Annotated in this window: 20 protein-coding genes; 17 read left to right on the top strand and 3 right to left on the bottom strand. The window is 33.4% G+C overall.

Annotated features, from left to right (window positions below; genetic code table 11):
* Positions 1-461: 461 nt before the first annotated feature.
* The 5 genes from H8909_RS09945 to H8909_RS09925 all read left to right on the top strand — a co-directional run bounded on the left by H8909_RS09945 (position 462) and on the right by H8909_RS09925 (position 6,217).
* The gene (locus H8909_RS09945; RefSeq protein ID WP_187012718.1) at positions 462-1,604 is read left to right on the top strand and encodes an exonuclease SbcCD subunit D; all 1,143 of its coding nucleotides are present in this window, start codon (positions 462-464) and stop codon (positions 1,602-1,604) included.
* Position 1,605: 1 nt separating this feature from the next.
* Positions 1,606-4,761 (top strand): AAA family ATPase, encoded by a 3,156-nt coding sequence (locus tag H8909_RS09940; RefSeq protein WP_187012717.1) that lies wholly within the window; start codon positions 1,606-1,608, stop codon positions 4,759-4,761.
* A gap of 56 nt (positions 4,762-4,817) precedes the next feature.
* Positions 4,818-5,081 carry a DUF1292 domain-containing protein gene (locus tag H8909_RS09935; protein ID WP_187012716.1) on the top strand — a complete coding sequence of 88 codons (264 nt, stop codon included), beginning with the start codon at positions 4,818-4,820 and terminating at the stop codon, positions 5,079-5,081.
* Between the two features lie 123 nt (positions 5,082-5,204).
* Positions 5,205-5,369 (top strand): hypothetical protein, encoded by a 165-nt coding sequence (locus tag H8909_RS09930; protein ID WP_187012715.1) that lies wholly within the window; start codon positions 5,205-5,207, stop codon positions 5,367-5,369.
* A 110-nt stretch (positions 5,370-5,479) separates the two neighbouring features.
* Positions 5,480-6,217: a tubulin-like doman-containing protein gene (locus H8909_RS09925; protein WP_187012714.1), complete on the top strand. Its 738-nt coding sequence runs from the start codon at positions 5,480-5,482 to the stop codon at positions 6,215-6,217.
* Here the strand turns inward: H8909_RS09925 and H8909_RS09920 are convergent.
* Complete coding sequence (locus H8909_RS09920) at positions 6,209-6,805, bottom strand: LexA family protein (protein ID WP_022425596.1); 597 nt, start codon at positions 6,803-6,805, stop codon at positions 6,209-6,211. The genes H8909_RS09925 and H8909_RS09920 overlap by 9 nt on opposite strands.
* 153 nt (positions 6,806-6,958) lie before the next feature.
* On the opposite strand from H8909_RS09920, the gene H8909_RS09915 reads away from it, so the two are divergent.
* From H8909_RS09915 to H8909_RS09885, 7 genes are all read left to right on the top strand, one after another.
* Positions 6,959-8,218, top strand: coding sequence for a Y-family DNA polymerase (locus H8909_RS09915; protein ID WP_439647248.1), 1,260 nt, complete (start codon positions 6,959-6,961; stop codon positions 8,216-8,218).
* A complete protein-coding gene (locus H8909_RS09910) occupies positions 8,211-8,513 on the top strand; it encodes a YolD-like family protein (RefSeq protein ID WP_187012713.1) in 303 nt (100 codons plus the stop codon). The genes H8909_RS09915 and H8909_RS09910 overlap by 8 nt, the downstream gene beginning before the upstream one ends.
* 91 nt (positions 8,514-8,604) lie before the next feature.
* Positions 8,605-8,928, top strand: a complete 324-nt coding sequence (locus H8909_RS09905; RefSeq protein ID WP_129982010.1) for a DUF1828 domain-containing protein — start codon at positions 8,605-8,607, stop codon at positions 8,926-8,928.
* Positions 8,929-9,018: 90 nt separating this feature from the next.
* Complete coding sequence (locus H8909_RS09900; protein ID WP_129982009.1) at positions 9,019-9,717, top strand: Panacea domain-containing protein; 699 nt, start codon at positions 9,019-9,021, stop codon at positions 9,715-9,717.
* 1 nt (position 9,718) lies between these two features.
* Positions 9,719-9,994: a hypothetical protein gene (locus H8909_RS09895; RefSeq protein WP_187012712.1), complete on the top strand. Its 276-nt coding sequence runs from the start codon at positions 9,719-9,721 to the stop codon at positions 9,992-9,994.
* A 120-nt stretch (positions 9,995-10,114) separates the two neighbouring features.
* Positions 10,115-11,419, top strand: a complete 1,305-nt coding sequence (locus H8909_RS09890; protein ID WP_187012711.1) for an alpha-amylase family glycosyl hydrolase — start codon at positions 10,115-10,117, stop codon at positions 11,417-11,419.
* A 35-nt stretch (positions 11,420-11,454) separates the two neighbouring features.
* Positions 11,455-13,605: a Tex family protein gene (locus H8909_RS09885; protein ID WP_187012710.1), complete on the top strand. Its 2,151-nt coding sequence runs from the start codon at positions 11,455-11,457 to the stop codon at positions 13,603-13,605.
* Between the two features lie 25 nt (positions 13,606-13,630).
* On the opposite strand, the gene H8909_RS09880 is transcribed toward H8909_RS09885, so the two are convergent.
* Together H8909_RS09880 and H8909_RS09875 are read right to left on the bottom strand one after the other, a co-directional pair.
* Positions 13,631-15,178, bottom strand: coding sequence for an ABC1 kinase family protein (locus H8909_RS09880; protein WP_187012709.1), 1,548 nt, complete (start codon positions 15,176-15,178; stop codon positions 13,631-13,633).
* Entirely contained in the window at positions 15,162-15,422 is a 261-nt protein-coding gene (locus H8909_RS09875; RefSeq protein WP_187012708.1) for a hypothetical protein, read from the bottom strand. The genes H8909_RS09880 and H8909_RS09875 overlap by 17 nt, the downstream gene beginning before the upstream one ends.
* Before the next feature lie 113 nt (positions 15,423-15,535).
* On the opposite strand from H8909_RS09875, the gene murI reads away from it, so the two are divergent.
* The 5 genes from murI to H8909_RS09850 all read left to right on the top strand — a co-directional run bounded on the left by murI (position 15,536) and on the right by H8909_RS09850 (position 19,491).
* The gene (gene murI / locus H8909_RS09870; protein ID WP_022425607.1) at positions 15,536-16,303 is read left to right on the top strand and encodes a glutamate racemase; all 768 of its coding nucleotides are present in this window, start codon (positions 15,536-15,538) and stop codon (positions 16,301-16,303) included.
* Positions 16,304-16,339: 36 nt separating this feature from the next.
* Positions 16,340-17,086, top strand: coding sequence for an N-acetyltransferase (locus H8909_RS09865; protein ID WP_187012707.1), 747 nt, complete (start codon positions 16,340-16,342; stop codon positions 17,084-17,086).
* A gap of 76 nt (positions 17,087-17,162) precedes the next feature.
* Positions 17,163-18,053 carry a S1C family serine protease gene (locus tag H8909_RS09860; protein WP_129981854.1) on the top strand — a complete coding sequence of 297 codons (891 nt, stop codon included), beginning with the start codon at positions 17,163-17,165 and terminating at the stop codon, positions 18,051-18,053.
* Positions 18,054-18,136: 83 nt separating this feature from the next.
* Entirely contained in the window at positions 18,137-18,532 is a 396-nt protein-coding gene (locus H8909_RS09855; RefSeq protein ID WP_187012706.1) for a BRcat domain-containing protein, read from the top strand.
* A gap of 11 nt (positions 18,533-18,543) precedes the next feature.
* Positions 18,544-19,491, top strand: coding sequence for a D-2-hydroxyacid dehydrogenase (locus tag H8909_RS09850; RefSeq protein ID WP_187012705.1), 948 nt, complete (start codon positions 18,544-18,546; stop codon positions 19,489-19,491).
* Positions 19,492-19,694: the final 203 nt, after the last annotated feature.

Here is a 19,694-nt window from a genome sequence, read left to right as displayed (position 1 = left end):
CTGTATCGTATGGGAATAAACTATCTTGCAGATAGCCAAGTACCTAATACAGTTGTAACAGAGTAAACTCTGCTACAAAGGGTGCTGTCAACCACCCTATGATGTAACGCCACTTTAGACAGCAATATCTACTGGGGTAAAAGGTCGGAGGTGTAAACCGTTAATACGACTGGGCAGTTACAAGCCCATGACCTTTAGGTCGTGGGTAGTTGACCCATCAACAATATAGAATCTTCTCTTTGATCAAAATAAGACATACTATACAACTCCAATCAATTTGTTTTCTAGTACTATTATAATACTGATTGTTGTATATTGTCTTATTTTTTTGTCTACACTAAACAATTTTATATTTTTTTCTATGACACCTATTTCAAGGTATTATCAAGCATGAATTTCAGACATAGAATATAGAGATGGTGTATAATAAACTTATCTTAACGCAGAAAGGACAAATAATAATGAAACTATTTCATTTATCTGATCTCCATATTGGCTTAAAGCTAATGAATAGAGACTTAACAGAAGACCAACAATATATACTTAATAGAATTGTACAATACGCAAAAGAAAAACAACCTGACGCTATTATGATTGCAGGTGATATATATGATAAAGCTGTTCCTAGTGCTGAAGCAGTGAGTCTATTTGACTCTTTTGTGACATCTTTAAAGGAAGCAGTACCCCAATCTACTATTATGATGATTTCTGGTAATCATGATAGTGCTCCTAGAATAGATTGTTTTAGACAGGTACTACTTAAACAGAACCTCTATATGGTAGGTAACCCTCCTGAAAAAGAAGAAGATCATATTGAAAGAATTACTTTGAATGATAATTATGGACCTGTTCATTTCTACCTTCTTCCTTTTGTGAAACCTTCCATGGTTAAAAATATTATTGGTACTAACGATGGAAGAAACTACTCTTATAGTGAAACAATTAAGAAACTGATAGAAAGAGAAGAAATGAATACAAAGGATAGAAACGTATTAATTTCTCACCAGTTCTATCTACCAGCTAATAAGAAAGCAGAAGACATAGAACGAACTGATTCTGAAATACGTACGGCTGGTAACATCGATGAAGTTAGTGGAGAAGTATTACTTCCATTTGATTATGCCGCTTTAGGACATATCCATAAGCCTATGAAGGTAGGAAGTGATGTCTATCGCTATTGTGGTACACCTTTACCTTATTCTATGAGTGAAGCAGGTCAGGACAAAGGAATTATAGAAATAGAAATGAAAGAAAAAGGTGTTGTAGAAACACATGTACTTCCTTTAAAACCACTTCATGATCTAAGAATCATAGAAGGAGAACTAAAAGATGTATTAAATCAATCCTGTGATGATTTTGTGAGAGTTGTACTCACTGATAAACAGGATCTCAATATCTTTGAAATGCAAGAAAAGCTAAAAAATGCATTCCCTAGATTACTTGAAATAAGAAGAGAAAACATAAGAAAGAATAACTATCAGGCAGTTGTAAAGAAGGATGTTAAAATGGATCCATTCTCTTTATGTACTGATTTCTTAAATGGTGTTGATGAAGAAGAAAAAGACTTATTACAGGATATCATCAACCATGTGAAAGGGGTATAATATGAAACCTATTAAACTCGTAATGGAAGCCTTTGGTTCTTATGCATCTAAAACAGTCATTGACTTTAGAGAACCAAACCAGAATTTGTTTTTAATTACTGGAGATACAGGTGCAGGTAAAACAACTATCTTTGATGCGATTGTATTCGCATTATATGGAGAAAGCAGTTCTACTCTAAATAAGAAAACAGGCACACTCTTACAAAGCCAATTTGCCTCACTAGACGTTAAACCCTATGTAGAATTGACCTTCTCACAAGGCTATGGTGATGATGAAAAAATCTATACCATTCATCGTATTCCCCAGCATTATACTTACTATAAAGCAGGTGCTAAAAAAGGTTTAAGAAAAGAAAAAGCAGAATCTGGTAGTATCGCATTAATGATGCCAGATGGGTCTGAGTATCCTCAAAAAGAAGCCAATAAGAAGATCATAGATATCATTCATCTCACTAAAGAACAGTTCATGCAGGTCGCAATGATTGCACAAGGTGAATTCATGGATGTATTGCGTAAATCATCTAATGAGAAGAAAGAAATCTTTAGAAAGCTTTTCCATACAGAAATCTATAATGATATTGTAGAAGAACTCAACAATAGGAGAAAAGAAACAGAAAAGAGCATTAGTGATATCAAAACAAGATGTATGAGTGAAGTAGGGCATATTCATGTAAGTGAAGAACATGAAAACCTTGTCTTCCTTATTGAAGCGATTAAAAGAGGGGAAATCTCTTATCTTAATGAATTAGTAGATGAGTTAGAATCCTATTGTCAGGTATTAGAAGAGACTCTTAATAAGGATAAAGATGCATTAAGTAAGACTAATGCATTAAAAGAGGAAAAGAAAACAAATCTAGATCAAGCAAAACAACTTCTTAATGATTTTCAAGTTCTAGAAGAGGCAAAGAAGCAGCTCGTTAACTTAAATAATCAAAAAGAAGAGATAGAAAATAACTATAAGCTCTCTAGTAGAATTGAATATGCTTATAATATCTTGCAGGCATATAACTCTTATACAAAAGATCAAAAACAATATACAGATACGCAAAACAAGCTAGAAAATGAACTCAAAAGAGAGCCAGAACTACGCATTCAATATGAAAACTTAAAAGAAGAAGAGAAAACTGTAGATACAAAATACGAACAATCTGTTCGTTTATATACACAAGAACACGATAAAGCGACAAAAGATTTAGAAAATAGAAAACAATTGAGTAAAATAGAAAATAGTATATCTAATATTAATAAATCTATTGATAATTCTACTAGACAGCTTACTTTACTCAATAAAAACAAAGAATCTTTATTATTAAAACAGGAAAAAGGTAAAGCAGAACTAGAAACACTCAAGGATGTAGAAAAAGAACAGGTTATTCTAGAATCAAAACATAAGGAATTCAAGACTAAGCTTGATTCTTACAACAACCTCGTTAAAGACTTTCAATCTATTTCTAAAAAAGAAAAAGAACTCGTCTCAACACAAAATGAATATACAAGATTAAGTACTCTTTATAATCAGAAGAATAGACTCTATGATGAAGCTAATAAACTCTTCCTAGATGCTCAGGCAGGTTTACTTGCAAGAGCACTTGAAGAAGGTACTCCATGTCCTGTATGTGGTTCTATCCATCATCCACTTCCTGCATCTTTAAAAGATGGAGAAGTGGCCACTAAAGAAGAACTAGAAAAAATGAGAAGAGAAAAAGACAAGGCATTTGTCTTACTAGAAACAGAAAGCGCAAAAGTCTCATCTTTAAATGATTCTTTAAAAGAATTAAAAGAGAAACACAAGAATGATTTAAAGATTCTAAGTGAAACACTCTCTAGTGATGCTGCTCTTAATTCTATTAAAGAAACACTTCTAAATGAAAAACAAACTTTAAGTCGTCTTGTAGAAGACCTCAATGTGAGAAAGAGTCGTTATCAGATACTCACAAAAGAGCTAGAAACAATAGAAACAAAATTAAACCAATATGAAGAGAATGTAAAATCACTTACTGATGATATTCATCAATATGAAGTCAAGCTTGCTTCTTTAAATTCTACACTTATACAATTAAAGAGTCAGTTAAGCTATGCTTCATTAGAAGAAGCACAAAATGCGATCAGTCTACTTAATAAGAATAAACAGGACGAAGAGGTAGCTTATAAGGACTTCAAACAGAAATTAAATATATCTACAGATATTTATAATAAGTGTCAAACACTTATTACATCCTATAAAGAATCTCTTCCACAACTAGAAAGAAGCAGAGATGAATCTTTTAAGGCTTATACAAGCTTAGTAGAAGAATACAAATGTGATTCTTGGCAGGATCTTACTTCTAAGTATCAAAAAGAAGATATAAAGCGTTTCAATCAAGCTTATATGGATTATTCTAAGAATTATGCCAGTGTCTCTTCTAAAATTGAAACAATAGAGAAACGTATCAATGGTCAATCACTTCCTGAACTAGATGAACTAGAAAAAGATTATCAAGATATAGTAGATATATATTCAAACCAATTAGAAGTCGTAAAAGAAGAAGAACATACTTATTTAAACAACACTGAATCATTAAAGAGCTTAGATAAGATTGTTTCTCATGCAAAAGAAATGATTCATAAGAACCACCAATTAACTACTCTATACAACCAATTATCTGGTAATGTATCAGGTTCTAGAATGGACTTAGAAACATATGTTCAAAGAACATACCTGGAACGTATCTTAATAGATGCTAATAACCGTTTCTATGATATGTCTGCTGGTCAGTATGAACTACATCTTAAGAATATTGAACAAGCAGGGGAAGGTAAGAATAAAGGCTTAGACTTAATGGTTTATTCTTTTGTGACTGATTCTGAAAGAGAAATCAATACATTATCAGGTGGAGAATCATTCATGGCTGCACTATCTTTAGCCCTAGGTATGGCAGATGAGATAAAAGAAAGTGCATCAGGTATTGATCTAGATATTATGTTTATTGATGAAGGATTTGGTTCTTTAGATGATCATTCAAGAGATGAAGCCATTAAAGTACTGATGGATATGTCAGAAGGGTCTAAACTTATTGGTATTATCTCTCATGTATCAGAATTAAAACAGGAAATAGAAGATCAATTAGTTGTATCTAAGGATGATCATGGCTCTCATGTGAAGTGGCAAATTAGCTAAAAATGATTGTCGTAAGACACATACTTATGGCATAATGGATACGCGAGGTAAATAAAATGAATAATATAATCACATTAAAAGATGCATCAGGAAATGATGTTGAGTTCAAGATGTTAGATCAATTCACTCATGATAAGCGTACATATGTTGTTCTTATGCCACATAATGAATCTACAACACAGGTTTCTATCTATGAAGTCGTACCTACTAAAGAAGAGGGTGTAGATGGCTTATTAGGGGTTACACCTGATCAAACAAATATTATCTTTGAAGTATTCAAAGAAAGAAACAAAGACAAATTTAATTTTGTAGAAGAATAGGTAAATAGCCTATTCTTTTTCATATTATGTTAATATTATGTGAATATGTTATGAATATGTATTGTAATATATAATCATCACTGTATAATAATATATGGCATTGAAAGAGGGGAAGCGGATTATATGATTCAAGAGAAAAAGAATGCTGGTTATGAAGGGGAAGCTGATCAGCATAAAAATTGCCGAAAGAAATTCTCCAATGCTCATATGATGAGAAATGGTTATATTTATACAGATCGTGTTCTTATAATCAAAGCATCTTATTATATGAAAAAAGGAAAGCTGTAAGGCCCTAGATGGGCTTTACAGCTTCCTTTGATTTTTATTGTAATGTGTTTTAAATATGTTAGAATAGGAAAGGCTAAATTATTTGTGATTATGAAATGGAGGATAACTTTATGGGGCTACAACTAAGTAGAAACATGAATCAAGCAGATCCTATTATTATTGTTGGATTAGGAGGACTTGGTGGCGGTGTCATTGATTCCTTAAAAGGTAAAATAAAACATGATTATGATGATATAGATAGAGTAGAAATGAGAATCGTAGATATGACTTCTCATATCAAGAATACACATATGACAGATGATGAAATCATCATTCTAGATCCTCGTGGAACAGATTGTGATAGAACACTTGGACAGAAGATTTTTAGAACTGAATCTGTCTATGAAGGTATGAGAAGTGAATTCAAGACACTCATTGAGAAGATGATTTCTATTGCTGGGGAAGATCATATTAATGTCCTTATTGCCTCTGGTATAGTAGGGGGTACAGGTGGAGGTATATTTGTAGACTTCACTTATATGATTCATGACTTATTTAAGGAATGTCATCATAAGAACTATAGTATTTGTGCTTATATGTTTGATGCACAAAGCAATGATGATCAAGAAGAAAAGAATCATCGTATGAAACTCAATGGTCAGACTGCTTTAAAGGAATTACAACATCATATGAACATTACAACACATGATCATCTTTATCAGACTACAATTGGACAAAGAGAAATTACCTGCAGAAAAACACTCTTTGAAGAATATAAACATATTTCTTTTTGTCTAGAAGATGATGTAAAGCTAGATGATCTCAAGAAGCGTATGAGTACTTTAATGATTGAAGAATTCTTATACTAAATCAGAACGACTATATAATGCTTTTCCAATAATTTCTACAGGAAGACTTTCTACCTCTTCCTGAGAATAATAACGTACATCAACAGAAGGGTTCGCTGGTTCTAGAATCAGTAATCCTTCTTTTTTTATAACCTTTTTGACTGTTACTTCACAACGATTAATTAATACGACCGCAATCGTCCCACTTGGTACATCATTACATTTCTTTACATATAATAAATCTCCATCATGAATATGTGCCCCTGACATAGAATCTCCTACAACACGTAAAAAGAAATCTCCACGATAATAATCATCCTGAGTCACCTGCTCATATCCTTCAAAATTCTCATCAATGAGTAAATCATACCCTGCCTTGACTTCACCTAGTACTGGCTTTTCATAACGTTCTTCACTATTAATAAGTGATTCTACATCTACACCTAATATAAATGAGAGCTTCTCTATCACTTCAGGATTTGTGACCTTTGTATCACCCTTTAACCATCTTGTTACAGTAGAACGGTTCACGCCTAATTGACTCGCAATATATTCATTAGACACACCCATCTTTTCCTTGTATTTCTTTAGATATTCTTTAAAATTCATTGTTTCCACCTCTTTTTAGGCATTATACAACATAATACAATTTGGTGCAAACAAATGCGTCATTCATTGTACGTACAGAATCATTTTGGTGCAAAACTATTTGATATATGCACCGTAGATAACTATAATAAGACTAACAGGAAGGAGGAGCCAATGATGAAAAAAGTATATTTATGTATAGATTTAAAAACCTTCTTTGCTTCAGTCGAATGCAGTGAAAGACATCTTGATCCCTTTAAAACTAATCTTGTAGTGGCAGATCCTACTAGAGGTAATGGAGCACTCTGTCTTGCGATTACACCTCAAATGAAAAGTATGGGAATTCATAATCGCTGCCGTATATTTGAAATACCCAAGGGTGTTGAATATATTACTGCGATGCCTCGTATGCATCTTTATATGGAATATTCAGCACGTATTTATCGTATCTATTGTCGTTATGTCTCACCTGATGATATTCATGTTTACTCTATTGATGAATGTTTTATTGATATCACATCTTATATGCATCTTTATCATAAGAGTGCGAAGGAGTTTGCGAAGATGTTGATGCAGGCTGTATTTGCAGATACACATATTACTGCCACATGTGGCATAGGAACCAATCTCTATCTTGCGAAAGTCGCTCTTGATATCATCTCTAAGCATACAAAAGAAAATATTGGGATATTAGATGAAGAAAGGTATCAGAAATACTTATGGCATCATTTACCTATCACTGATTTCTGGCATATGGGAAGTGGAACAGCCAATCATTTATTAAAACTCGGTGTTGTGGATATGCATGGGATTACTCAGATTCCTGAAGAGATTCTTTATAAAGAGTTTGGTATTAATGCGGAATATATTATTGATCATGCCTGGGGGAGAGAACCTGCTACGATTGCCTCTATTAAGAAGTATCGTCCTAAGAATGAATCAATTAATAATTCTCAGGTTCTCTTTTCTGATTATGAATATGAGGATGCAATACTCGTTGTAAAGGAAATGGTAGAACTCAATGTCTTAAGACTTGTCGAATCACGTCTTGTCACAAATCATATAAGCTTATATATTGGTTATTCACGTACAGATGGTGGAGGATGGGCAGGAGGCTCTAGGAAACTGACAGTCAGAACCAATTCATTGAGTGTTCTGATGGATACCTTTATTTCTATTTATCATCTAAAAGTTCAAAAAGGAAGACTGATCAGACAGATTTCTATATCCTTTGGAGATGTCTTAGATGAAGCTTATGAATCATATGACTTATTTAGTGATATAGAGGCATTAGAAGAAGAAAAGAAGCTCCAGAAAGCTATTGTCTCTATCCGTCATAAGTATGGGAAGAATGCGATATTAAAACTTATGAACAAACAGGAAAAAGCTACTACAGAAAAAAGAAATACATTAATTGGAGGACATAATGCATAAGAAGGTTGATCGTGCGCGCTTATTTTTAAGCTTTGATGCTTTAAAAGGATTTAAAGAACTACTTCAAGAAGATACCACAATACCTAGAAAAGAACTATGTGAAGACCAATATTATGAACTTAACTGGAAAATTCATCAAATTCAAGAAGGAGATGAAGTAGAACTTGTCTATTACACAGGGTCTTCTTATTCTAAAATAAGAGGAACAATACAAATAGTGAATCTCAATGATCACTATATTTATATTAATAACCATAAAATACAGCTTAAAAATATCTTTTCACTAGAATTATAATATGTTGTTTTTCCTTGTCCAATCTCTTGCCACACCCTATCTATAAATAGTAACTAAGATATAATAGAGAACAAGAGGGGAAGTGGAGCGCATGCTGAATTATCAAAAACTATTAATGCCCTATAAGAATTTCAAGGGTGAACATATGATTGTCTATGCCTTTGTGCATAACAGGTCCTATAAGCTCTCAGACCAGGCATCGACAATCACAAATTTGATTGATACATATCAGCTAGACGCTGATAAGAAGGAAAAGATCTCTGCAATATGTTATATGCATGATGCGAGGATCAGACAAAACGAAATCGTCATGAATATTGACGATGATGAGCTTTATATTAAGCTCAATGAATTTGGGAAAATGTTGGTGGAGATAGAAAATCTCTTCACACAGGAAAGTGCATATTCACAATAATATGCACTTTTTTCTTTGTTTTAATGCATATGATAGATATTTTTAAAAAGTCTATCATATGCTATAATAAGTGTGAAGAAGGTGAATAAGATGTGTAAAACAAGAATACAAGAAGAAATAGAAGCCCTTATGTCTCTCTATCATCTCGGTAAAGCACCATTATCTTATGCTTTAGGCTTTGGAGAAGTCACTATTACAAGATATTTACAGGGAAGTACCCCTCATCCTGACTATGCACAAGTTATTCACAATGCACTATGTGATATAGACTATATGATGGGTTTAGTGAATAAGAACCATGAAAAGATGGGACCGGCCTTTAAAAAGGCAATCAATAGATGTCTTACTCTTAAATCACAATTCTCTTGTTCAAAAGAAATATTGCAGGTGATTTCTTATCTCTTTTATACACTAGAAGAACTCACACCTATGCAATTAGAATCCTATCTTTACTTCATACAGGCTTATTCCTATCCACAGCCACTCTTTCATGAACATTGTGAAGCATGGAAGCAAGGTGTCATCTATCCTGATGTTTATCACTTATTCTCTACATTCCCATTTAGAGTACAAGATGATATGCGTTATAAAATCATCGAAGATGCTTATTTAGATCTAGATGAAAATAAGAAGGAATACATAGATGAAATCCTCAATACATTCTCTCGTTACCCTTTAAAAACACTTATAACACTCACTAAAACAGGACCATGGAAGAATAATTATAAAGAAGGGGAAATAACCATTATTCCTGCAGAAGATATACAAAACTATTTCAAGAGGCACTAATATGGAACAATTCTACAACATACTTAAAGAATCACTTAATGAAGAGATGGGATGGATGATTGATCATATATATGAAGATTATAAGGATACTAAAGATGTATTAGGCTTTGCGTTAAGCTGTGAGAAGATATTACGTCTATACTTTGGTACAGACATCCACGAGCAGCTTAAAGATTTACTTATATATGTCTTGTATGTCTATCTTGATTATGATGAAGACGAGATAGAACTATTATTGAATGACTATGACCCTGAACATAATCGATATATGCAATAATGCATTTAGAATGTTTATAAATATATAGCAAATGCATAAATGTAAGTTATTAATAATATAAATAGATTGGATAACACACATAAATGAAGTATAATAGTAAACAGAAAGGAAGTGTTAATTGTGTGGCATCAAGAAACAGTATTTTATCAGATTTGCCCACTAGGACTTTGTGGTGCGCCTGAAGTAAATGATGATATCCAGGCTCATCGTATTTTAAAAATCAAGGACTTTGTCCCTTATCTACAAGAATTAGGAATAGGGGCTGTGTATTTCAATCCTGTATTCAACAGTGATTCTCATGGCTATGATACGCGTGACTATAATCTCATCGATACGCGTTTAGGTACAAATGAAGATTTTGCAGAAGTATGTAAAACACTCCATGAACATGATATTAAGGTTGTATTAGATGGGGTATTTAACCATGTTGGTAGAGGCTTTTTTGCGTTTAGAGATGTCCAGGAAAAAGGACCTGCAAGCCCATATGCCAATTGGTTCCATATCAACTTTGATGGAGATTCTAGCTATGGTGATGGATTCTGGTATGAAGGATGGGAAGGTCATTATGAACTTGTAAAGTTAAACCTAGATAACCCAGATGTCCAACATTATTTACTAGATGCAGTCGATTACTGGATCAAGTGTTTTGATATAGATGGTTTGAGACTAGACGTCGCTTATTCATTGCCTAGATGGTTTATGGCAATGTTGAGTGATCATTGTAAGAGTTTAAAACAGGATTTCTTTATGTTAGGAGAAGTATTAGGTGATAATGCAGGTTATATGTATACAGAAGCTAAACTAGATGCAATCACTGATTATCCATCATATAAAGCATTCTGGTCTTCATTTAACTCTTTGAATATGTTTGAATATGCCCATACATTAAAGAGAAATGCGATGGATATGTATAGAGGTAGAGATTTACTCACATTTGTAGATAACCATGATGTGAATAGAATATCTAGTACATTAACTGATGAAAGAAAACTTCCATTAGTATTTGGCTTACTCATGGCAGTACCTGGTATTCCATGTATTTATTATGGCTCAGAATGGGGTATTAAAGGTGAAAAGATTCAAGGTGTCACTGATGCACTACTTCGTCCAGAACTCGATGCACCTGCACCAAATGATTTATCAGATTTGGTTTCTAAATATATTCATATGCGTAGAGGACATAAAGCACTCACATTAGGAGACTATAAGGATTTAGTTCTTACTAATAAGCAGTATGCATTAGAAAGAAATTATGAAGGAGAAAAGATTGTGGTCGCACTTAATATCGATGATGCACCTTATACAATCTATCCACCTATTGAACATGGTTCTTATCAGGATCTTATGAGTGGAGAAATGGTGGATTATAATGGACAATTAGAATTACCACCACTTTCAATCACATACTTATATAAGCATGCATAAGGCTGAGCAATCAGCCTTTTATAAAGGAGACAAAAATGCAGGAAGATATTATACTTAAACTTTCAGAACAACTAAATATCAAGACAGAACAGATACAAAATACATTGAAATTATTAGAAGAAGGCTGTACCGTTCCTTTTATTGCTCGTTATCGTAAAGAATTAACACATGGCTTAGATGAAGAACAGATTCGTGTGATTCAGGAACAATATGACTATCAGGTGAATCTTAAAAAAAGAAAAGAAGAAGTCCTTACAAGAATAGAAACATTAGGACACTTAGATGATGATATCGTGAAGATGGTCAATGCATGTACACGTTTATCACAGGTAGAAGATATCTATCGTCCTTATAAACAGAAAAAGAAAACAAGAGCTAGTGTGGCTATTGCAGCAGGTTTAGAACCTTTAGCTAAGACACTTCTTTCTTTACCACGTACATTTAATGAAAAAGACACAGATGCCTATCTGAATGATACAATCACTTCTAGAGAAGAGGCATTGCAGGGGGCTAAGGATATCATTGCGGAAAAAATTTCTAATGATATGACAGTACGTAATAAAATTGTCGATTCTATGATGAACTATGGCCGACTTGTCACTTCTAAAAAGAAGAATGCGGAAGATGAAAAGATGACCTATAAGATGTACTATGACTATTCTGAAAATGTCTCACGTATTGCGACACATCGTATTATGGCGATTGATCGAGGAGAAAAAGAAAAGATCCTCACTGTTTCTATCAACATTAATGAAGATTATATCAAGACATTTGTCTCAAGACGTTATATTAAATTCCCTAAGAGTCCAACAGCTAAATATGTAGATGAAGCCATTGATGATGGCTTAAAGCGTCTTGCCTATCCATCTTTAGAAAGATTAGTCAGAAATACTCTTACTGAAAAAGCCCAGGAAGCAAGTATTGATGTCTTCTCTGATAATCTAGGTAAACTACTCTTACAGGCTCCAATGAAAAATAAGAGAATCTTAGGCTTTGACCCAGCTTTCCGTACAGGGTGTAAACTTGCAGTCATTGATGAATCAGGTAAGAAACTTACAGTAGATGTTATCTACCCACATCCTCCAGTCGCAAAGGTGAAGGAATCAGAAAAGAAACTTGTAGACTTATGTCAGAAGTATGATGTTAATCTGATTGCGATTGGGAATGGGACAGCAAGTCGTGAAAGTGAAGCCTTTGTCGCAAATACTATTAAGAAATATCACTTACCTGTGAGTTATACTATAGTCAGTGAAGCAGGCGCAAGTGTTTATAGTGCCTCTAAGCTAGCGATAGAAGAATTCCCAGATCTTCATGTAGAACAAAGAAGCGCGATTTCTATCGCAAGAAGACTACTCGATCCTTTATCAGAACTTATTAAGATTGATCCTCAATCTATAGGAGTAGGGCAGTACCAGCATGATTTACCTACTACCCAATTAAAAGAAAGACTTAACTTCGTTGTAGAAAAAGCAGTTAACTTAGTTGGTGTGAATATTAATACAGCCAGTCCTACACTCTTAAAGAATGTCTCTGGTTTAACTCAGGCAACAGCAAATAGTATTGTGGCTTATCGTGAAGAAAATGGTAAGATCATGAGCCGTAAAGAAATGAAAAAGATTCCTAAGATTGGTCCAAAAGCCTATCAACAGGCTGCTGGTTTCTTAAGAATTGAAGAGGGCAGTGAACCACTAGACCGTACAAATATCCATCCAGAATCTTATGATGCCACTAAAGCTATCTTAAAAGCATTAAACTTAACGACTAATGATCTAGGAACAGATGCATGTAAGAAGGCTGTCTCACAGGCTAACATTACATCCCTTAAAGAACTTACAGGACTAGATGACTATACACTTAAAGATATCCTAGACTCTATTATGAGACCACTAAGAGACTATCGTGATGATTATGATGGACCAATTCTGAGACAGGATATCCTCACATTAGAAGATCTTCATGTAAATGATAAACTAGAAGGTACTGTACGTAATGTTGTAGACTTTGGTGCCTTTGTAGATATTGGATTACATGAAGATGGACTCGTTCATATTTCTAAAATGAGTAAAAACCGTATTAAACACCCAAGTGATGTTGTCTCTGTAGGAGATATCGTAACGACATGGGTAGATACAATTGATGAACAAAGACATAAAGTACAATTAACTATGATTGATCCCAACAAATAGAAAAAGATGATTCCAATAAACGGAATCATCTTTTTAGCTTCCATAAGTGAAAGAATACGTCTATACCAAGTAACATAGAAATAGTCAACAATATAATAGACATATAATAAGACTCAGTCAATACACTACATAACATACACATACAGCTAAATACTGTTTTAATTATGATAGATAATTCTGTTTTCTTATAGGTCTGTCTTATATAATCATCATTCTCAGTCACATTGACATGTAACTGACCATTCTTACTCATCTTGATTAAATCATAGACAATCTGAGGTAATGCATAGCTTTTCTTTAATGTCTTATAAAGGTCATGACCTATTTTTAATCCTTGATCCTTATAATCCAGCTCTTTTAGTACTGTATTACGCTTATGATTAATTAATATCTCAATGAGATTAGAAGAAGGACTGATCTTCTCTAAAGTACCTTCAAGTGTCACCAAACAACGACATAATAGAGTCAGTTCTGTCGGTATCGCAATATCATTACTTGTCACAATATCAAAACACTTCTGTATCAAATCAGAAAAGTTATAATCAGATAAGCTCTTAGCTTTATATTCACTTACAATTGAATTTAATTGATGTAATAACTGTGTTTCATCTATTTCATGATCTGGTGTTACTAACATCAAGAAGGCTTCTTCTAGATCATAAATATCATCTTCAATTAAAGCCTGTAAAGCAAGAGATAAGATATGCTGAGTAAAGGAAGATACAGTACCCATCATTCCAAAATCTATCCAGGCAATCTTTCCTTCATCTATTAAGATATTACCAGGATGAGGATCAGCATGAAAGAATCCATCATCTAATATCTGTTTACAGCAGTTGTCTGCCATCTTCAAGGCAATCTCATCTAAGTCATATCCTTCATACTTTAATCTCTTTATAGCATCAATAGGAATACCATCAATATAGGAATAAACAAGCAAATGATTGGTTGTATATTCATTATAGACATGAGGTGCTTTAATATAACGTATATCTTTTTGATTGTTCGCAAAGACATTCATATTATTCGCTTCATTTAAAAAGTTCATCTCTGTCTGGCTTGTACGCCATAATTCATCAATAATAGAACGATAATCAATCAGATCACCTGTACCAGTCATCATCTTTAAAAGACGTGGAAACTTATGCATAATACGTACATCAGCTTCCATAATTTCATGAATATGAGGTCTTTGAACCTTTAATACAACGGTATCACCATTTAATAAATGCCCTAAATGAACCTGCGCAATAGACGCACATCCAATAGGCTTTTCCTCTATATCTTTAAATACATTCTCTATTGGCTGTCCTAGTTCTTCTTCAATAATACTACGAATAGTAGAAAAACTAAGAGGCGCAATAGACGCTCTTAGTTTTTCAAACTCTTTACAGTATTCTAGAGGTATTAGATCACTACGCATTGACATGATCTGTCCTAATTTGACATAAGTAGGGCCAAGCTCTTCAATCATCTCTCTTGCCTTAATAGGAGTCAGACCATTTTTAATATCATGTTTCTTGATAATAGAGAGTATTTCTCTCATACGTTTAATATTACTGATTTTCTTCATGATCTAATGCATCAAGCTTCTGGCGCAAAGCATTACGTTCTTCTTCAGTCATGTTTTCTACATGTTCTAACAAGTCTTCACGTGCTTTTCTTTTTAATTCTTCATTCATCGCACGTCCTTTATTGATGGTATCCTGACCTTTTTTCGCAAGACTATCTGTTAAGTCTTTAGAACGATCAGCGACCTCAGCTGCTGCACCAATACCTACAAGTACTGTCTTTTTCAACAATTCACTCATAGCCATATGAATACCTCCTTTCAAATACTATTTTATCACAACTACAACCAGGGGTTAAGTAATATAGACCTTGAATTAATAATTGTGCTATAATGAAAAAACGAAAGGGAGTTATCAGTATGAAGAAAGAAGAGTATATAGGTGTATTTGATTCAGGTGTTGGAGGAGTGAGTGTCTTACAGGCTATTCATGAAATGATGCCAGGAGAGAATCTTTATTTCTTTGGTGATTCACTTAATGCACCTTATGGGGAGAAAACATTAGAAGATGTCCAGCAGCTTACTCTTAATGCGATAGAGAATATGAATAAGAAGAAGCATTTAAAGGCCATCGTGATTGCCTGCAATACAGCAACAAGTGCTGCAGTGACATTATTAAGAGAAAAATATACAGATATTCCTGTCATTGGTATAGAACCTGCATTAAAACCAGCAGCACTTTCTAAGAAGAACAGCTGTATTCTTGTGATGGCGACAGCCAATACATTACGTTTAGATAAGTTTCATCAATTAGCTGAAAGATATGATAAATCAGCCACTATTATTCCAGTTCCATGTTATGGACTTGCTAAACGTATTGAACAGGGAAATTTAGATCAACCAGATTTGATTGAATTACTTACAGATTTAATAGGTCCTTATAAAGGTAAAGTAGATAGTGTTGTACTAGGTTGTACACATTATCCATTTGTGAAAAATCAAATAGCGACAGTTTTAGGTGATATTCCAATGTTTGATGGAGCTTATGGAACAAGTAAACATCTTTATAATTGCTTAAAGGAATGTGATTGTTTAAATGACCAGGAAGAAGGAGATATCCTCTATGGTTCATCCAAGGAAGATGAAATTCCTATTTATAAAACATTTATGAATACACCAATTATCTAATAAGCCATTCACATGGCTTTTTTACTAGGAGGATGTATGAACTTTATTATTATCAATAAAGACAATATAGACACAGAGCATATATGTTGTGCCATGTCTAATAAAAAGAGTCTTAAAAAGAAAGAATGGTTAAAAGAAAGGTTTGATGAAGGTTTAGTGTTTTATCGCAGCGAAGAAAGAGGAAAGTGTTTCATTGAATATATTCCTGATGAATATGCCTGGATACCTATTACAAGTAATAACTATATGTATATCAATTGTTTATGGGTTTCAGGTTCGATGAAAGGACATGCCTATTCAAGTGACTTATTAAACTATTGCATAGATGATGCACGTCAAAAGGGCTATAAAGGTGTTTGTATTCTATCGTCTAAAGGACGTAAGAAAGAGTTCCTTTCTGATTATAAATATTTGACTCATAAAGGATTTAAGATAGCCGATGAATCAGATAATGGTATTATACTTATGTATCTTCCATTCACTGAAGGTAATCCTCCAGAGTTTAAAGAATGTGCCAAACATCCGCATATCAATGAGCAGGTTTTTGTATTATATTATACAGATCAATGTCCTTTTACAGACTATTGGGTACCACGCATAGAAGAAGTGGCAAAAGAATACAACATTCCTTTAAAAACGATTCATATCACAACACGTGAACAAGCACAGAACCTCCCAACACCAGTTTCTACTTATGCATTATTTAAAGATGGAGAATTTTTAACTCAAGGGATCCTTAATGAAAAGAAATTCTTAAAATATGCAGGAATAGATATGCAATAACATATTTTCCCACAAAAACCACATTTAGGTATTAAGTTTAAGATATATACTAGAATCAGAAAGTGAGAGTGGTATTATGAACAACGAAAATTTAAAAGATGTTTATGAAAAGCAGAATAAAAAGAAAGTCAGTCGTTTAAGCAAAAATATAGGTAAAGCATTTATTGCTGTGGCATTAGGTTTTGGTGGAGGCGCTGCTGGTTCTTATTTTATGAATAATCAGGGTACTACAGTAGTGACGAAGACTACTACAACTAAAGCAACAGGTACATCAAATGATGCATCAAGCATCTCTTCTAAGATGACACAAAGTGTTGTAGCCATTACAACAGAAAATATCTCAAGAGATAACTTCTGGTATGGTTCACAGGTATCAAGCGGTGCAGGTTCAGGAGTGATCATGAGTAGCGATGGTTATATTATTACCTGCGCTCATGTTGTTTCTGGTGCAAGTACAATTAAGGTCACTACAAGTGATAATAAAACATATGATGCAACATTAGTAGGAACTTATAGTGATAATGATATTGCGGTACTTAAGATCAATGCAACTAATTTAAAACCAGCAACATTTGCTAACAGTGATAAATTAGTACAAGGTCAATCTACATATGCAGTAGGTAACCCAGAAGGTACATTCAGTGATTCTATTACTTCAGGTATCGTATCAGCCTTAAATCGTAAGATTACTGTACAGCTAGACAATGATGACTCGTCTTCATCTAGTAACTATGGTCGTTTTGGTCAGCTTTATAGCTCTTCTAAGACTATCTCTATTTCTGTTATTCAGACAGATGCAGCCGTTTCTCCAGGGAACTCTGGTGGAGGATTATTTAATGGAAATGGTGATCTCATTGGTATTGTGAATGCCAAATCATCCGATACAAATAGTGAAGGTCTAGGATTTGCGATTCCTTCAAATACTGCATTAAAGATAGCGAAAGAACTTATCAACAAGAGTAATTAATAGACAAGAAGGACAGAAATGTCCTTTTTTAGTTAATATTTAGTTTATAAAACAAACTTATATTAGTGTCATGGAGGTATTTTATGAAAGAAAAATTTATTCAATTCATGCAGGGAAGATATGGTGGAGCAGATAAGCTCAACACTCATCTCATGTATTTATTATTTATTTTAGTTATTATAGAGTTATTTACTGGTTCAAAACCATTAATGATCTTAAGCTTATTTTTGATGATTTATATTTATTTCAGAATATTTTCTAGGAATATCTATAAACGTTATCAGGAAAATCAGAAATATGTACAGCTTATTGCACCTATTACAAAAAAGGTAGATTTCTTTAAGAGAAAAAGAAAAGATAAAACACATAAATATTATAAATGTCCAACATGTAAACAGGTTGTCCGAGTACCCAAAGGACGTGGAAAGATTGAAATCAGCTGTCCAAAGTGTCATACTAAGTTTATCAAAAGAACTTAGGGGGACTAAATATGTTGAAGGTATTACTTATTCCAGCTTTAGATGATTCAAATATTGAACTTATTAAAAAGTCATGTTCTGATATGAACCTTTTAAAGGTAAACAAAGATGATTTAACACAGGAAATGATTGATGAAGCAGATGTCATTGTAGGTAATCCACCAAGACAATTTAACTTGAATAGACCTACACTTAAAGCACTATTATTAAATAGCGCAGGTAATGATCAATTTCTTCTACCAAACATCTTAAATAGACAAACACTTCTTACAAATGCAAGTGGTAGCTATGGTCATGCCATCTGTGAACATATGATGGGAATGATCTTCAGCTTTAATAAGAATCTACGTTTTTATTATGATCGACAGAAAGAAGCAAGATGGACACCATTATTTACTGGTAGAGAAATTTATGGTTCAAATGTCTTATTACTTGGAGTAGGGGATATTGGTACTGAATTTGCGAAAGTATTAAAGGTACTTGGTGCCAATGTCACAGGACTAAGAAACTCTTATAAGGAACATCCTTATTGTGATAACATTATCACTTCTAAAGAATTACATGATGTATTACCAAAGATGGATTATATTATTACTTCTTTACCAGCAACCAATGCAACATTCCATATGTTAAGCCATGATGAGTTTTCATTAATGAAAGAAGATGCGGTTGTATGTAATGTAGGTAGAGGTAGTGTGATTGATACTTATGCTTTATTAGAAGCATTAGACAATAAGTCTATTGGTGGGGCATTACTTGATGTTTTTGAAGAAGAACCATTACCAACTGATTCACCATTATGGAAAAATCCGAGAGTCATGATTACACCTCATTGTTCTGGTGGATATCATTGGAAGAGCGTACAGGACTATTATACACAATTAGTCATTAGAAACCTCAATCACTTAAAGAACCAGGAACCATTAGAAAACCTTGTTAATAGAACAAAAGGTTATTAACATAGTAATGTGGACCCCGTGTCAAGGACATTAAATAAAAAAGTACTTAAAATCAATTAGAAATATAGATATCCTCTAGGTTGTAATAACCAGGAGGATATTTTTATGTGTAAACTATGTAAATATGTAATTATTAAAGATGGAGTTTTATGTGTATTGGAAACAGATAGAATGAAGGAAGTCATAAGAAATGAACTTGGTGT

The organism is Catenibacterium faecis (assembly GCF_014306455.1).
Lineage (GTDB): Bacteria > Bacillota_I > Bacilli_A > Erysipelotrichales > Coprobacillaceae > Catenibacterium > Catenibacterium mitsuoka_A.
The sequence above is the reverse complement of the archived record's forward strand: the minus strand, read 5'-3'. Positions and strand labels throughout refer to the sequence as shown.

What these genes read in the sequence shown, in the direction of transcription:
- H8909_RS09945 (WP_187012718.1), top strand. Translation starts at nt 462, where the DNA reads ATGAAACTATTTCATTTATCTGATCTCCATATTGGCTTAAAGCTAATG.
- H8909_RS09940 (WP_187012717.1), top strand. Translation starts at nt 1,606, where the DNA reads ATGAAACCTATTAAACTCGTAATGGAAGCCTTTGGTTCTTATGCATCT.
- H8909_RS09935 (WP_187012716.1), top strand. Translation starts at nt 4,818, where the DNA reads ATGAATAATATAATCACATTAAAAGATGCATCAGGAAATGATGTTGAG.
- H8909_RS09930 (WP_187012715.1), top strand. Translation starts at nt 5,205, where the DNA reads ATGATTCAAGAGAAAAAGAATGCTGGTTATGAAGGGGAAGCTGATCAG.
- H8909_RS09925 (WP_187012714.1), top strand. Translation starts at nt 5,480, where the DNA reads ATGGGGCTACAACTAAGTAGAAACATGAATCAAGCAGATCCTATTATT.
- H8909_RS09920 (WP_022425596.1), bottom strand. Translation starts at nt 6,805, where the DNA reads ATGAATTTTAAAGAATATCTAAAGAAATACAAGGAAAAGATGGGTGTG.
- H8909_RS09915 (WP_439647248.1), top strand. Translation starts at nt 6,959, where the DNA reads ATGATGAAAAAAGTATATTTATGTATAGATTTAAAAACCTTCTTTGCT.
- H8909_RS09910 (WP_187012713.1), top strand. Translation starts at nt 8,211, where the DNA reads ATGCATAAGAAGGTTGATCGTGCGCGCTTATTTTTAAGCTTTGATGCT.
- H8909_RS09905 (WP_129982010.1), top strand. Translation starts at nt 8,605, where the DNA reads ATGCTGAATTATCAAAAACTATTAATGCCCTATAAGAATTTCAAGGGT.
- H8909_RS09900 (WP_129982009.1), top strand. Translation starts at nt 9,019, where the DNA reads ATGTGTAAAACAAGAATACAAGAAGAAATAGAAGCCCTTATGTCTCTC.
- H8909_RS09895 (WP_187012712.1), top strand. Translation starts at nt 9,719, where the DNA reads ATGGAACAATTCTACAACATACTTAAAGAATCACTTAATGAAGAGATG.
- H8909_RS09885 (WP_187012710.1), top strand. Translation starts at nt 11,455, where the DNA reads ATGCAGGAAGATATTATACTTAAACTTTCAGAACAACTAAATATCAAG.
- H8909_RS09880 (WP_187012709.1), bottom strand. Translation starts at nt 15,178, where the DNA reads ATGAAGAAAATCAGTAATATTAAACGTATGAGAGAAATACTCTCTATT.
- H8909_RS09875 (WP_187012708.1), bottom strand. Translation starts at nt 15,422, where the DNA reads ATGGCTATGAGTGAATTGTTGAAAAAGACAGTACTTGTAGGTATTGGT.
- murI (WP_022425607.1), top strand. Translation starts at nt 15,536, where the DNA reads ATGAAGAAAGAAGAGTATATAGGTGTATTTGATTCAGGTGTTGGAGGA.
- H8909_RS09865 (WP_187012707.1), top strand. Translation starts at nt 16,340, where the DNA reads ATGAACTTTATTATTATCAATAAAGACAATATAGACACAGAGCATATA.
- H8909_RS09860 (WP_129981854.1), top strand. Translation starts at nt 17,163, where the DNA reads ATGAACAACGAAAATTTAAAAGATGTTTATGAAAAGCAGAATAAAAAG.
- H8909_RS09855 (WP_187012706.1), top strand. Translation starts at nt 18,137, where the DNA reads ATGAAAGAAAAATTTATTCAATTCATGCAGGGAAGATATGGTGGAGCA.
- H8909_RS09850 (WP_187012705.1), top strand. Translation starts at nt 18,544, where the DNA reads ATGTTGAAGGTATTACTTATTCCAGCTTTAGATGATTCAAATATTGAA.